The sequence below is a fragment of the Treponema denticola ATCC 35405 genome (genome assembly GCF_000008185.1).
GTDB lineage: Bacteria > Spirochaetota > Spirochaetia > Treponematales > Treponemataceae > Treponema_B > Treponema_B denticola.
In genome coordinates, this window is record NC_002967.9 from 2,518,808 (window position 1) to 2,533,255 (window position 14,448).

At 41.0% G+C, this 14,448-nt stretch carries 12 protein-coding genes; 7 read left to right on the forward strand and 5 right to left on the reverse strand.

Annotation, left to right across the window (positions count from 1 at the left end; translation table 11 throughout):
* Nucleotides 1-17: 17 nt before the first annotated feature.
* The 5 genes from TDE_RS11770 to TDE_RS11790 all read right to left on the reverse strand — a co-directional run bounded on the left by TDE_RS11770 (nt 18) and on the right by TDE_RS11790 (nt 5,789).
* The gene (locus tag TDE_RS11770) at nt 18-2,336 is read right to left on the reverse strand and encodes a formylglycine-generating enzyme family protein (RefSeq protein WP_002680469.1); all 2,319 of its coding nucleotides are present in this window, start codon (nt 2,334-2,336) and stop codon (nt 18-20) included.
* Between the two features lie 116 nt (nt 2,337-2,452).
* Nucleotides 2,453-3,307 carry a methyl-accepting chemotaxis protein gene (locus TDE_RS11775; RefSeq protein ID WP_002673837.1) on the reverse strand — a complete coding sequence of 285 codons (855 nt, stop codon included), beginning with the start codon at nt 3,305-3,307 and terminating at the stop codon, nt 2,453-2,455.
* A 169-nt stretch (nt 3,308-3,476) separates the two neighbouring features.
* The gene (locus TDE_RS11780) at nt 3,477-4,244 is read right to left on the reverse strand and encodes an MBL fold metallo-hydrolase (RefSeq protein WP_002667427.1); all 768 of its coding nucleotides are present in this window, start codon (nt 4,242-4,244) and stop codon (nt 3,477-3,479) included.
* 229 nt (nt 4,245-4,473) lie between these two features.
* The gene (locus TDE_RS11785; RefSeq protein ID WP_002667426.1) at nt 4,474-5,235 is read right to left on the reverse strand and encodes a class I SAM-dependent methyltransferase; all 762 of its coding nucleotides are present in this window, start codon (nt 5,233-5,235) and stop codon (nt 4,474-4,476) included.
* Nucleotides 5,235-5,789: a DJ-1 family glyoxalase III gene (locus TDE_RS11790; RefSeq protein WP_002673829.1), complete on the reverse strand. Its 555-nt coding sequence runs from the start codon at nt 5,787-5,789 to the stop codon at nt 5,235-5,237. Before TDE_RS11790 ends, TDE_RS11785 begins: the two co-directional genes overlap by 1 nt.
* Before the next feature lie 76 nt (nt 5,790-5,865).
* Between TDE_RS11790 and TDE_RS11795 the strand changes: the two genes are divergently transcribed.
* The 7 genes from TDE_RS11795 (at nt 5,866) to TDE_RS11825 (ending at nt 14,374) form a co-directional block, all read left to right on the forward strand.
* A complete protein-coding gene (locus TDE_RS11795; RefSeq protein WP_002667421.1) occupies nt 5,866-7,080 on the forward strand; it encodes a response regulator in 1,215 nt (404 codons plus the stop codon).
* Nucleotides 7,067-9,097, forward strand: coding sequence for a response regulator (locus tag TDE_RS11800; RefSeq protein ID WP_002680470.1), 2,031 nt, complete (start codon nt 7,067-7,069; stop codon nt 9,095-9,097). Before TDE_RS11795 ends, TDE_RS11800 begins: the two co-directional genes overlap by 14 nt.
* A 62-nt stretch (nt 9,098-9,159) precedes the next feature.
* Nucleotides 9,160-10,332 (forward strand): divergent polysaccharide deacetylase family protein, encoded by a 1,173-nt coding sequence (locus TDE_RS11805; protein ID WP_002680471.1) that lies wholly within the window; start codon nt 9,160-9,162, stop codon nt 10,330-10,332.
* A gap of 1 nt (nt 10,333) precedes the next feature.
* Complete coding sequence (tsaD, locus tag TDE_RS11810) at nt 10,334-11,350, forward strand: tRNA (adenosine(37)-N6)-threonylcarbamoyltransferase complex transferase subunit TsaD (RefSeq protein WP_002680472.1); 1,017 nt, start codon at nt 10,334-10,336, stop codon at nt 11,348-11,350.
* 107 nt (nt 11,351-11,457) lie between these two features.
* The gene (locus TDE_RS11815; RefSeq protein WP_002680473.1) at nt 11,458-11,874 is read left to right on the forward strand and encodes a hypothetical protein; all 417 of its coding nucleotides are present in this window, start codon (nt 11,458-11,460) and stop codon (nt 11,872-11,874) included.
* 39 nt (nt 11,875-11,913) lie between these two features.
* Entirely contained in the window at nt 11,914-12,909 is a 996-nt protein-coding gene (locus TDE_RS11820) for a radical SAM protein (RefSeq protein WP_002680474.1), read from the forward strand.
* 97 nt (nt 12,910-13,006) lie between these two features.
* A complete protein-coding gene (locus tag TDE_RS11825) occupies nt 13,007-14,374 on the forward strand; it encodes a TDE2508 family outer membrane beta-barrel protein (protein WP_002680475.1) in 1,368 nt (455 codons plus the stop codon).
* The last annotated feature ends 74 nt before the right edge of the window (nt 14,375-14,448 follow it).

Consider the following 14,448-nt stretch of genomic DNA (forward strand, 5'->3'; position numbering starts at 1 on the left):
AAGATGTTTATATTTAATTACGGCCTGCACACAATGCGGAAGCCGATATATTCCTTAACGTAGGGGGGACCCGATTTATCTCTATGCGCACACTCGCACTCGTGCTTGGATTCGGTTGCTTCAGACTTATAGCTGCCGCCGCGAACCGCACGATCGGTACCGGAAGATGCACCCGTCGGATTATTACCGCCTGTAGGCGTACTGCCGCTGTACCAATCCCAGCACCATTCGGCTACGTTGCCGCTCATATCAAAGAGTTTCAAGGGGTTTGCTTTCTCGGATGCGGTATGGGTTTTATTATAGCTGTTGGCTTTATACCATGCATAATCTTTAAGATTGCTAGAATCACCCGTACCCGCATACACTTGCCGTGCAGAGCCGCCTTGCGCCGCCCATTCCCATTCGGCTTCGGTCGGCAGACGGAAACCTTTTTTGCTCATATTCATTTGAGGTATCTTTTCGTTCTTTGCATCCTGTATGGTATAGGGGTTATCATCAACGGTATATACACATTCGGACATTCCCAAACCTTTTGTACAGCGTGTCAGCTCATTGCAAAAGGCTGCCGCATAATACCAGCTTACGTTTTCTACCGGACGCAGCTCTTGTATTTCGCCTGAGGAAGGATCCCAGCTGAACTGACTTAAGTTATATCCCATTACCAATCGGTAGAGAGCCTGAGGCACTTCAGTTGCACCCATCGAATAGGCATTCAAGCTTACGGAACGTTCAGCGTTGTCAGATTTACCGGTTTTCCCGATTGTCCCGGATGCCGCCGGAATATTCGCCAACACGTAAGTACCCTCTGTTACGCTGCCGTCTATCCAAGCGTAATACTTTACCTGAGTTTGCACATTCTGAGTAACCGACATCGTTATTTCCGGTCTGATAATCGCAAAGACGGTACGTTCCCTCCCATCACTTAATTTGAATGTATAGCCGTTGCTTATAGGCTCCCCGTTTGCATCATCCCAACGCCATTCCGAGATGACCGCATGAGCGAGAGCGGAAGCGGGTATCAGATCTTCAGCCGTCTTTTTTACTTTAGGTATTATCTCTACTTTTTTACCCTTGTTGCCGATTTTTTTCTTTGTCCACACGTCACCATCATGCACGGTTATGGTTCCCGCCGTCAAAGCCTCCGAGCCGACCGTGCTGATATTGCCGTATTTGACGGTAATTATTATGCGCAAGTCTTCCAGTTTGGCATACACGGTTTGCGCATTCCCGCCGCTCGCCTTAAACGTATAACTGTCGTTTATAACCTGCCCGCTTTTACCGTTCAAGCGCCATTCTCGTATGGAAAAGCCGAGAGAAATTTTTCCCTCAGCCTGTACTTTTACACTGCCCCACGTATCGCCGTCGTATATAGTGATAGTGCCACCACTCAACGGAGTGCCTGAACCCGTACCGTACTTCACGGTAAGCGTTATCTGCCGGTCACCCGTTTCGGCAAAGACAGTACAATTCGGTCTGTCGACTTCTTGGAACGTGGAACTATCAGTCAGCGTGGGATCGCTTGCATTTGATCCCTTGTGCCATGCGGTTACGGCGTAGCGGGTTTTATCTTTGACTCTTACTTTGTCGTCCGCCTTTGCTTTGATTTCTTTCCATTTTGTACCGGGAATGGCGATAATCGGTTCGTCGGGTTTGTCGATCGTAACTTTATTGTTATCGCCCGTTACCTTTATGCGGATACGTATGTCTTCCGGGTATGCAGTGAGCGTTGCATCGGTACCGAAGCTGTCAGTACTGCCCAGCACGGTGCTGCCATTTTTCCATTCCGCACCTTCTTCTTTAAAACCGTAGTTCGCCTTGAGCGCGGCTTTGGCATAGGCTTCGAGCTGCGCCCACGTCGTGCCGCTGTTTACGCTGATTACCTCGGGGCCTAATATTTGTCCTCTTTCGGGATCGACTGCCAAGGTGATTTTTATCTGTGTACCAGGACCCTGTATAGTAGAAATATCCGGTAAATCTTTTCGAGATTTGATGAATACGGTTGCATCCTCGTAAAAAATATACCCGTCGGCAAACTCCTGTGTGTTTGCATCGTCTCCAGGATGCCCCGAATTGAGCGTAAAACCGGGCGTAAAGACGATCTTCGATCGAAGAATTTCCTTTACGGAGCTCCACGAACTTCCGAGCGGAACGCTTACAGGATCTGATGGAATAGTACCAACTTTCCCTTCTCCCTGTACTTTCTTTACGGTAATATTTACGGTAGAATCGCCACCTCCGCCCGCATTGTTAGGGCAGGCGGTAAACAGCAACGCCAAAACTGCGGCTGCGATTAGCACCGCGGCTCTTGTTTTGCTATATAAATCAGATTTTGTCATATTGACCTCCATCTTTAGAGGATATTTGATTACAATACATTATAAGACTTTTCACAGTAAATAACAACTTTTTGGAGAATTTCTTTTTAAATTTTTTATTTAACAACAAAGCTATTCTAGCTTTGCTGCAGCAAGGTTCCTAGATGTTCATGGCTTGTTTGGACTGCATCAAGAATTGTCGAGGTATCATGTAAAAAGTTATCGATCTTTTTTAACGACAAAAAGCCTTCCCTTATGGTAATATCCTGTTCTTTTATGGAAGCGGTTATTTCGGCCAGTGAAAAACCTGCATCTTTAAGGGTTGCCGAGTTTTCATCCAAATTAGCCAATACACCGTTAAATGATTTTCTGAATTTTGAAAAAAGTTCTATAAAACCGGTCATACTATTGTTTATTTCATCAACCGATTTATTTAATTCTTCCAGTTTTGATTCGATTTTTTTTGCAAAATCTCCGGTCTGGGTTGCAAGAGAGCGAACCTCATTGGCGATAATTCTAAAACCGTTTCCGACACTTCCGGCACGGGCGGCTTCAATCGAAGCATTGATTGCAAGAATACCGGTCTTTACGGAAACATCCTTAATACCCGACAGCATATCTTCAACTTCCGCAGTCCTATCCTTTAGCACCTCAAAAGCTGAAGCCGCATTTTCCGCATTTTCCGCAGTGGCTTCAATTTCGTCAACCCGCTCGTGAATTTCTTCTTGAATTACGGTTCTTCTTTTTAAAACATTAGAAAGCATTTCATCGACATAATTGGCATTAGATGCAGAAGAACTGCTTTCCTTTTGTATTTCTTCAAAGACGGAAAGGATAGTTTCAAACTTCTCCTGCAAATTATCCATGGACTCTTCAATAATTTTAAACGAATGAGAGGTTACAAAATCAAGAATAACGCCTTTATTATATTGTACAACGATCTTATCGATTAGATCACCAAAATTATCGACAATGTTCTGTTCGTCAGCCATAGAATCTCCCATAAAAACTTTTTGCAGCAAATATCAATTTGCGAAAAAAGTTTTTTCACGCAGTTTGTTTACAAACTGCATACAATAATGCGACGTTTGCCGAAAGGCAAACTCGGCAGATAAACAGTGAGGCTGAATTTCTGCCGAACTGTTTATCACACCTCCTAAATTAAAACAGGTTTTCGATATAATCAGTACCGCATTTTAAACCGGAAAGCCAATTTAAAAAATTATTTACCTGCTCATCCTTATATATTGCGCCATGCTGAGGTGCAATCATCAGGGGATTTAAACGGCGTACATATTCTACCCATTTACTGACAATCTTATTGGAAGCCATATACCTGACATGGAAGCCCTCAATCAAAGGAAGGTGCTTTTCAAAATCTTCTACAAAAGTAGTTTCATTGTCATCATCAAAAACTGCGGCCCCTATATCCCCACTAAAAAGAATACGGGAGCGCTCATCGTATAAACCGAACTGCCCGGGAGAATGCATAAAATGTGAAGGGATACACTTCATATTTGAGCCTGAAGGAAGCGATATACTCATCCCTTTATCCGGTATCGGAACCATTCTCGAAATATCTACTATGCCGAAGTGAGGCATAAATCGAACCCAAAGCGAAGAAATATATATTTTAGCCTTTGTAATACCCAGCCACAAAGCTATACCTGAAGAAACATCGGGGTCTTGATGTGAGAAAAAAATAGTATCGATTTTATCCACGGAAATAAATCGGCTTATAGCCGTAACAACTCTGGAAAAAAGATGAACTCCGCCCGGATCAAGAAGAACTCCCCGGCCCCTGTCTACAATAAGATACTGCATTGTCTGTACAGCACCCTTTCTCTGTTTACTTTCCGAACCCAGCCATATAAATTTATGATCTGCATCTTCATATAAAACAACACCGTCAATACCGTTATTTTCCATATCAAAACTCCTTACTATGAGTCAACCAAAATTTACAAAATACAATATATCAACAATTGAGGTAATTTACAAGTATTTTATAAAAAGAAATAACAGTATTTTATAGAAAAATCAACAACCCCGACGCAAGCATAGGGGTATGTTGTTCTCATAAGGTGGTTGCAGTCGGCTTTAATACCCTTTGTTACGACGCAAGCGTCGGGGTATTAAACCCTCCGCACGAATAAAGCTACTTTCTTGCTATGAGAACCATCGTTCTCGCCTTTTCGTTATAGGGCGAAAAATCAAAATCGCCGTATATTTCTACCGAAGAAAAGCCGGCTGCCAACATAAGCCTTTTTAACTCCACTGCGGAATAAAGACGTTGAACATAGGTGTGGTCGGCCTTCCTTCCCTGCTCATCATAAAGAATCCAGCGGGAGCGTAAACCTTCCCAAGCACCTTCGACGGAGTATTCGGTTAAGACCGTGAACCCGGCTCTCTCAAACCATTCGCCCTCGGTAAAATCGCGCACGGCTATCTCTCTTCCCGTCATTTCGAGAATGAACCAGCCATTAGGCTTTATGGATTGGGCTATGTTCTTTAAGATTTGCATGTCTTCTTCGATTGTGCTGCAATACCCGAAACTCGTATACATGCTGATAGCCGCATCAAAACCTTCAGGGCGTACAAATTTACGCAAGTCTCCCTGAATAAGCTCTATGTCGACGCCCTCGTCTTGAGCCGAATCCATAGCAGCATTTAAAAATGGTCGGATTAAGTCGATGCCCGTAACCTTAGCCTTTCTTATTGCAAGCTCGATGGCAATCCTTCCCGGTCCGCAGCCCGCATCCAAGATTGAAATCCCTGCATTATCCACAGGAACGCCTATTATCCTCAAAATAGATTCCGCAACGGTAGGAGCCTCAGCCCACCTCTGCGTATCAAACATAATCGGGGCATATTCAGCCCAAAAAGTTTCGTTTTCAAACCAATCTGCAAGTTTTTCCATTATCGTGCCACCACCTCAGTTTTAAGTTTATTTAGTGCGGTTTTTCCGCAAATAGCTTCTACAATTGCAAAGGCAAATTCTTCCGCAGCTCCTGCTGCGCAGGCCGTTATTATATTTCCGTCCCTGATGACACGCTCTCCGGCCTTGGGTTTTGTACTCAAATCCTGTCCCATACCGGGGTAGCAGGTATAGTTTTTTCCTTCTAAAAGACCCCAAGAACCCAGGGCAAGAGCCGGAGCCGCGCAGATTGCAGCGACGATTCCCCCGCCTGCAAGGGTCTTTTTTGCAAATTCTCTGACAGCCTCTGAGCCGGCAAGAGTGCTGCTGTTAGGAAGGCCGCCGGGAAGGATGACGGCAATTAAATCGCCATCCTTTTGCAAGGCTTCTTCCAACACAATATCACAGGTTATAGGAACCTTGTGAGAAGAAACTATAGTCTTCCCACCGACGCCGACAGTAATTAAATCTATTCCGGCCCTTCTCAAATAATCTATGGGCGTAAGGGCTTCAACATCTTCAAATCCGTTTGCTAAAAATAAAAAAGCTTTTTTCATTAATTCCTCCAATTTTACAAGACAACCAAGTTGTGAACAACTAGATAAGATTATTCTAATATGATATAATCATAACATGAAACAAGTTTTATTGATAGGGATAGCCCCCACTTTACGATATTATATTACAAAAAAATTACAAGAAGTCGGCATTTATGTTATTTATGCCGAAACAGTTATAGAAGCCATGAATATTATGAAGCAGCAGCCTGTCATGCTCATAATAATAGATTATAGTTTTAGCAGAGACGCCCTATTTAATTTTTTTGCCGAAAAACAAAAAACGCCTACTCTTGCAGGAATACCGTCGATAGTATTGGGAAGAAAAATAGCCAAAGTTGACATAGCTTTATTAGCCTCATACGGAGTAAAAAAGGTAATTTCAAAACCCGTAAAAGTTGACGAACTTTTATTCTCAATAGGAATAATTTTAGGAACAACATTTCCCATGGATCCCACACCCTGCATCTTAGAAACGCGGGTAAATGAAGATGTCATATTTATAGAATTGGCGCAAGGTTTAAACAGAGATAAACTTGAGCTTCTTCAATTTAGAATAATAGAATTAATTGAATCCTACAAACTCGCCGAAGCTAAAATTTTAATTATATTGACCGATTTAAATTTAACCTATGCCGATACGGCTAACCTGGAATATTTGATAGATAATATCCTAGCCGTAAAAGTAGTGTCTCCTAAAAATGTAAAACTCCTTACCCTCAATCAATTTGTAACAGACTTCTTTTCGCAAAACCCCGACTATAAGATGATTGAAGTTGTAGGAAGCCTTGGGCAAGCCCTTTCGGCTCTTTTACAAACAACTGAAGATAAGATAGCAGTAACTCAAACAATGCTGAATCCCGACAATGAGCAAAATGAAAACGCAAGCAACCTTGAAACCCGGTTTAAACTGGACACGGCCGAAAAACTATCTATAGCTGTAATAGATGATGATTTGGTGGTCCGCAAAATGATGACTGCTATTTTTTCGGGATTAAATGCCGAAGTAACTCTATTTGAAAACGGAGAAGATTTTTTAAACAAAGTAGAAAATGATGTTTATGATGTTGTGTTCCTTGATATGATTATGCCGGGTATGAGCGGCATAGATGTTTTAAACGGAGCAAAAAAGAAGGGAATCACAACTCCATTTGTTATTCTATCTTCCGTCACTCAAAGGGATTCCGTTATCAAAGCTCTGGAAAAGGGTGCTAAAAGATACATATTAAAACCAATAAAAAAAGAAACGGTTTTGCGCAAAATGGAGGAAGTTTTGGGTGCATCTCTTTAATAAAAGTATTTTAAATTTTAAACTTGGAAAGTATTTAACCGAGTCAAACATAGCGTATATAATTTTTTCTCCGGATTATGTCCCGCTTTTTTGGAGTCCTGAAGCGGAAAGACTTTTACCCGACTACCTGATTAAAAACACAAAAATACGATTACAGGATTATTTAAAAACAGTGCTGTTGGAAGAGGACTATATTAGGCTGTCCGCATTTATAAAAAGCAATCCAAAAACAGCGGCTTTTGAAGCTAAATTTGACAAACCCTCAAGCCTTTCGGATAAGACAGCTTTAAAGTTCAGCTTTACTCAACAAGATGATAATAATTTTTTTGTAACCATTGATGACATTACCAAACAAAAATTAAAAGAACGGTTTTTGATAATCGCAAGACAAGATGCCGAAAAGGCAAACAGTATGCGAAGCCTTTTTTTGGCAAATGTAAGCCATGAAATAAGAACGCCTATCCAAACAATAATAGGCATGATGGAGCTCATAAACGAAACAAACCTTGATGAAGAGCAGAGCGAATATACCCGTCAGGTAAATTTTAGTGCTGAAGTTTTACTCACACTTGTAAACGACGTTTTGGATTTTTCAAAACTTGAAAGCGGGAATATGACAATGGAAAGGACGGTTTTTAACTTGACCGATTCAGTTGAACAAACCGTAGATTTAATTTCGATGGAAGCTCATAAAAAAGGATTGGAAATTGTTGTAGATATAAGCGACAAAATTCCCGACTTTATATACGGAGATCCGGCAAGGCTGCAGCAGGTTCTTTTAAACTTTGTAAAAAATGCAGTTAAGTTTACCGAAACAGGCTATGTCTCGGTTTCGGTCAAACTGGTTTTTGAAAATAACTCTGATGATCCCTATGCGGCTAAACATTTCTTTATTCTTTTTGAAGTTGCAGATACGGGAATAGGAGTCAACAACGAACAAAAATCAAAAATATTCAATTCCTTTTATCAGGGGAATGCTGCAATAAACAGAAAATACGGGGGAACAGGCCTAGGGCTTGCAATTTCTAAAAATATTATAACTATGATGAAGGGTCAAATAGGAATAAAAGACAATATTCCCAGAGGATCGGTTTTTTGGTTTAAGATTCCTTTAGTCCCTTCAAAGAAAAAAGCTCCTCATGAAAGTATCTTATTGGATAAGAGTACCAGATTTTTAATCGTCGATGATAATATGCAAACCAGAACTATTTTAAAGAGAATGCTTTTAAAATTCGGCTTTGAAGATATAGCCTTGGTCAGCTCCGGAGAGCAGGCAATAGGAGTTATGAAAACAGCCGCCGAACATAAAAACCCCTTCAATGTGGTATTCATAGATATGGTTATGCCTAAGATGGACGGATGGCGCCTCGGAGCCGAAATTCACAATGACGATAGTCTTTCAGCCTCAAAACTATTTTTGATGATTCCTGAAGGCAGCCTCGGAAGGGATGCCAAGATGAAACTTTTAGAGTGGTTCGACGGCTATCTTTATAAGCCCTTAAAATCAAGAATAGTCTTTCATCTGCTAAACGAACTCTATCGTAAATTAGCAATAGCCTTAGAAAAAGATGACATTCCGGAATTGGAGCCGGTTGAAGCAGGAGGCCAAGGTCAACAAAATGGAAATGTACATAATTTCAATGAAGATAACTTTTTCGGCTGTAAGGTTTTAGTTGTAGACGATCATCCCGTAAACCAAAAATTATTAAAAATTATCTTGGAAAAAGCTCACTGTATTGTAAGCACGGCAAATGACGGAGAAGAAGCTATCGATACGGCATCAAGCGAACACTTTGATATTATATTTATGGACATACAGATGCCCGGTATAAACGGATATGAGGCTACACAAATTTTGAGGGGAAAGGGATATTCAAGACCCATCATCGCATGTACTGCAGGATCTCAAGACAATGAAAGAAACCTATGTAAATCTATGGGATTAAACGATATAATAAAAAAGCCCTTTAACAAAAAACAGCTTTTTGAAATGGTAAAAAAACATTATAAAAAGTAAGAGAGCTAAGTCAAATTCTCCCCGATTGACAAAAGCCCCCTTAATGCTTATCTTTTACATCTATGGCAAAAAAGAGCACCAAAACAGGAAAAACAACTAAACCGGTAAAAAAAACCGGAAAAAAAAGAAGAAAAAAGTCAAAAATTAACTATACCGGAGCTATAGCCGGTTTTTTGGCAGTCTGTATAATAATGCTCGCAGTATTTTTGTTTATAATTCCTTCGGTAAAAAATAAAGATGAAACAACGAATAAAACGCAAATTGCCAAGGAACAAGAAAAAATAGAAGAAGAAAAGCCTAAAACTACCGAAAAGCCGCCTATAGAAAGCAAGGCTAAAGATAAGCGTACCGAAAAAACTAAGGAAGCTGAAACGCAGGCCTCAAAAAATCTGCCTAAAGAAGCTGCAAAAAAGACTTTACATGATAAGCCTAAAGAAAGCGAAAAGGCGGGCAGAGAAAACAAGGCAAAAAAGCCTGAAAATCCCATAATCACGGGTAAGCCTAAACCTCAAGAACAAGAGCCTGACGTTTCGGCCTACCCTATTCAGGACCTGCCTGAGCTTCCCTCAAAGGGAAAACTTATTTTTGTGTTTGACGATGCAGGACACAACCTTGAACAGTTACAGTATTTTTTGGATTTACCCTTTCCCTGTACCATAGCCGTTTTGCCTAAGCTGCCTAACTCAAGAGAAACGGCAAGAAGAATAAGGGCTGCCGGAAAGGAACTCATCCTTCATCAGCCTATGCAGGCATTAAACCCCAATATTAATCCGGGAGATGGAGCCGTTAAACCCGGCATGGACCGTGAAGAGATAAAAAAAATCGTAGCTTCAAATGTGGAAGAAATTGGGCCCATAGCCGGAATGAATAACCACGAGGGCTCTCTTATTACATCGGATGAAAAAGCTATGGAGGCAGTGCTTGAATTGTGCAGGGAAAAAAACATATACTTTTTGGATTCCCGCACCAGCTCAAAAAGCGTTGTTCCTCAAGTTGCAAAAAAACTGAATATGAATATTTGGGAAAGAGCTGTCTTTCTTGATAATAAAAAAGATAAGGCCTATATGAAAAAACAAATTATAGAAGGCTTGGAAATTGCCTCACAAAGAGGTGAAGCGATTATGATAGGCCATGTGTTTACCGTAGATCTTGCAATCCTTTTAAAAGAAATGTACTCCGATTTAACACAAGAAGGATATACATTTTCTACAATTTCAAAATCAAAAGGGAAATAAAATGAAGATATTAGGAATAGAAAGTTCTTGCGATGAAACTGCGGCGGCAGTCGTCGAGGACGGAAATAAAATTTTAAGCAATATTGTTGCAACACAAATTCCGTTCCACAAAATGTATAACGGCGTCGTTCCCGAAATAGCAAGCCGAAAACATACCGAATGGATTTTGCCCGTTGTTAAACAAGCCTTGGCTGAAGCCGGTCTGAGCCTTAAAGAAATAGACGGCATCGCTGCCACCGGAAGGCCGGGACTCATGGGTTCCCTTTTAGTGGGGCTTACCTTTGCAAAAACTCTTGCATGGTCTTCAAATAAACCCTTTATTGCCGTAAATCACATGCTGGGACATCTATATGCAAGCCATCTGGAAAATGATATCCCCTACCCATATCTGGGGCTTTTAGTTTCAGGCGGGCACTCGATTATCTGCAAGGTAAATAATTTTGACGACATCGAAGTCCTCGGCACCACAATAGATGATGCTCCGGGGGAAGCCTTTGACAAGGTTGCCAAGTTTTATAATCTGGGATACCCGGGAGGAGCCGTAATCGACAAACTCGCCAAAAGCGGAAATCCCAAGGCGGCTAACTTCCCCATGCCTATAATCCACAAGGAAGGGCATAAGTACGATGTTTCCTATTCGGGATTAAAAACCGCCGTCATAAATCAGATAGACCAATTTTGGAATAAGGACTTTGAAAAAACACCCGAGAACATTGCAGCCGCATTCCAAACAAGGGCGGTAAAAATTTTGCTCAGGCCTCTTTTGGATGCTTCGATAGATACGGGCTTAAAAACGATAGTAGCAGGCGGAGGAGTTGCGGCCAATTCTCTGTTGAGGGAAAAACTTGCCGAGCACAAGGAATTAAAGTGCATATTTCCCTCGCTTAAATTCTGTACGGATAATGCGGCGATGATTGCAGGCCTCGGTTATCATTACCTAAAACGCGGAGACAGAACGCCCTTTACCGTCGAAGCCTCCGCCCGAGTTGAAGGCTTCAGCAAAAAAGGCAGGCAATAGGTAATTGATAAAAATCCTATTAGATTTTTATCAATTACCGACGAGTTTTTCATAAGTATTTCAATACTTATGAAAAACATCGCAAAGTTAATAGTAAGGAAAATATTATGGATACGATGGAAAAATTTTATTCGGATGCAAGCCGGCTTGTAGAAAAGTCGCATGCGAACCAACTTGCAGAAAAGCTAAATAAGGACGGAGACACAGCAGCTTTTGACGCCCGCCTGACGGAAATCTTTTGCAAAGCGGTTTCGCTTTACGATAAGCAGGCCCAAGTTTTGGCAAACGATTTTGCCGACTATTGGCTTTCGGCCTATTCGGAAGGCAGACAAAAAAAAGAAGATGCAGTTGAATGGTTCTATCAAATATTTTCTCTTATTGCAGGCAATTTTGAAAAAGACATGGACTTTCCGCAAGAAGACTGGGAGCAGATAAATCTAATTATTTCTTCCGAGGCTGAAAGTTTGGACATGGACCTTTTAAATTCGATAATGACGGTAATTGTCGAGCGCAAAAAAATATAAGAAAATCCGTAAAAAAACAGCCCAATGGACGGCTAATAAATGCTTTCTTTTGAAGATTTTAGTTTTAAAGAATACGACTCATGCACTCTATGCCCGAAAAATTGCAAGGTAAACCGCAACAAGGGCGAAAAAGGCTTTTGCCGAGAAACAAGAGATTTACGCCTTGCATGGGCAGGCCTCCACTTCGGGGAAGAGCCTCCAATCACGGGAGCCGGAGGCTCGGGCACAATCTTTGTTACGGGCTGCAACCTTCGCTGTTCCTTTTGCCAAAACTATCAGATATCCCAAGAAGGCATGGGAAGGGCTGTAAACCTTGAAGAATTCGTAAACTTGTGTTTTGTTCTCGAAAAAGAAGGGGCCGAAAACATAAACATCGTTACAGGCAGCCATGCAATCCCAGCAATAGCCCTCAGCCTAAAAGAAGCAAAAGACCGAGGCTTAAAAATTCCTGTTGTCTGGAATTCTTCTGCCTATGAAACCGAAGAAGCTATAAGCCTCCTTTCGGACTGTGTTGACGGCTGGCTTCCCGACTTAAAAACCTTAAATCCGCAAATTTCTTCTCAAGTTTTTTACGCACCCGATTATCCCGAAACGGCAACAAGGGCAATCCTAAAAATGGCCGGCCTTTCTCCCTTAAAAATCTGTATGGAGAATAAAAAAAAATATCCTTTAGGAAAACTTTACTCAGGCGTCATAGTCCGCCACCTTGCCCTCCCCTCCCGCATTGCGGACTCGAAGGCTGTTCTAAGATGGTTTGCAAAAAACTTAAGAGGCAGGGCTCTTATTTCGGTGATGACCCAGTACACACCGGTTAAAAGAACGTCCGGCATAAAAAACTATTCTCTTTTTGAAAACCGGATGCTAAACCTAAAAGAAGACGAAACTTTAAAAGACCTCCTTTCAAGCTTAAAAATAGATGAGGGCTTTTACCAAGAGCTTGTCGCCTCCGATGACTGGCTCCCCGATTTTAACCGGGTACAAACCTTTTCATCGGAACTTTCAAAACCTTTGTGGCATTGGAAGCAAATTTCTTAAATTATCGTAAATTTACCTAAAAAGCGGCGGACTCATATTGACAAATTCGGAGTTTTACAGGATAATCGGCTATAGTAGATTTTAAAAAGGAGATATCATGAAAATACAAAAGAAATTATTTATTTTTGCAGTTCTTTTAATGACTGCATCATTGGTTTTTGCCCAAATATCGATGACATCATATAGTACTCAAAACCTTTTCGGTACTGATGTTGACGATTTTATGAATGTAAATGAATGGCAAAATGTACAGCCTAAAAATATCTTCGGATTTTTAGGCTACGGAAAGACCGGTAAAGGCTCAATAAACCTAGGTCTTGCCCACCAGTTTAAACCATTCTATTTAGGTACCTACTTTGAGGGTCAATTAAACGGCTGGGAAAAAAAGAAAGAAGCGAACGGCAATATTACGACTTATATACCTGCAGGCACAGCCTCTAAATCTAACGGCAAACTGCTTTTCGGATTCGGGAACATCGGTATTATGACGGATGTGTCTTATAAGCCTGACCAAAACAAGAAGACTGAATGGACAGAGGCCACAAAGACAAAGCAAACCGATAATCTCTTTAACCTGGATTTTAATTTAATTGCAGGTATAAATTTAAACTCAAATAATAAGCTCTTTAAGATTTCTGCAAAGTTGGGACTTGAATCTGATGTCGGTAAGAAGACGACCAAGGTGGATAGTAAGCTTACAAAATTCGAAGATAAAAGTAAATACAACCTTGTTATAAATGCCGGATTTTCCCATGATTTTTCATCAAAAGACGGCATAACCCAGACAGTTCTGGCCGATTTGGACACCAAATGGGGTATATGGCCTACAAAAAGAGAGGTAAATGTAGTAGGAGGCGTAACAACCACAGACTATAAATATGGTGAACTAAAGGATATACTTCGACTTACCCCTAAGTACCGGATTGCCTATGAACCGGAAGGTAAATTTGCCTTTAAAGCCGAGGCCGGTTTAGGAATAGGATTTGACTTTGAGAACGATTATAATTATACTCGCACAGTTGTCTCAAGCGGAGGCGATACGAAAGCATATAATGCAGCCAGAACATATAAAACAACATTAAGCCTACAGCCTGAATTAAAGGCGGCTTTTGTCTATGCCCCCGTATCGAAGTTTAAGCTTAACTTCGGCTTAGGATTTAATGTTCCATCAGTTAACTGGGCCTTTGAAAAGACAGAAACGCGCGATGCATCAGGTAATGTTACAAACACCGCTAAAGGAAACACGCTTACATTCAATACTAATGACGGAAAGTTCAGTGCAGATTCGGGATTTACTTGGCTTATAACCGAGAATGTAATCTTTGATGCAAACTGGAATATCGTCAATAATTTGCTTAAGACCTTTAGTACAAACCTAACTGAGGGTGATGGTATCAATTTTTGGAATACTGTAAACAAACTCGTTGTCCACAATATAAAATTTGCCCTATCGGTTAAATTCTAATCAAAATTTATACTATTAAAATCTACTTTAGATAAAACCTGTTAATGTTTACACAGCATTAGCAGGTTTTTTTG

Excerpts from the sequence above, each read along its gene's own strand:
- TDE_RS11775 (WP_002673837.1), bottom strand. The coding sequence starts at position 3,307 with ATGGCTGACGAACAGAACATTGTCGATAATTTTGGTGATCTAATCGAT.
- TDE_RS11785 (WP_002667426.1), bottom strand. The coding sequence starts at position 5,235 with ATGGAAAAACTTGCAGATTGGTTTGAAAACGAAACTTTTTGGGCTGAA.
- TDE_RS11780 (WP_002667427.1), bottom strand. The coding sequence starts at position 4,244 with ATGGAAAATAACGGTATTGACGGTGTTGTTTTATATGAAGATGCAGAT.
- TDE_RS11820 (WP_002680474.1), top strand. The coding sequence starts at position 11,914 with ATGCTTTCTTTTGAAGATTTTAGTTTTAAAGAATACGACTCATGCACT.
- TDE_RS11795 (WP_002667421.1), top strand. The coding sequence starts at position 5,866 with ATGAAACAAGTTTTATTGATAGGGATAGCCCCCACTTTACGATATTAT.
- TDE_RS11790 (WP_002673829.1), bottom strand. The coding sequence starts at position 5,789 with ATGAAAAAAGCTTTTTTATTTTTAGCAAACGGATTTGAAGATGTTGAA.
- TDE_RS11825 (WP_002680475.1), top strand. The coding sequence starts at position 13,007 with ATGAAAATACAAAAGAAATTATTTATTTTTGCAGTTCTTTTAATGACT.
- TDE_RS11805 (WP_002680471.1), top strand. The coding sequence starts at position 9,160 with ATGGCAAAAAAGAGCACCAAAACAGGAAAAACAACTAAACCGGTAAAA.
- tsaD (WP_002680472.1), top strand. The coding sequence starts at position 10,334 with ATGAAGATATTAGGAATAGAAAGTTCTTGCGATGAAACTGCGGCGGCA.
- TDE_RS11770 (WP_002680469.1), bottom strand. The coding sequence starts at position 2,336 with ATGACAAAATCTGATTTATATAGCAAAACAAGAGCCGCGGTGCTAATC.
- TDE_RS11815 (WP_002680473.1), top strand. The coding sequence starts at position 11,458 with ATGGATACGATGGAAAAATTTTATTCGGATGCAAGCCGGCTTGTAGAA.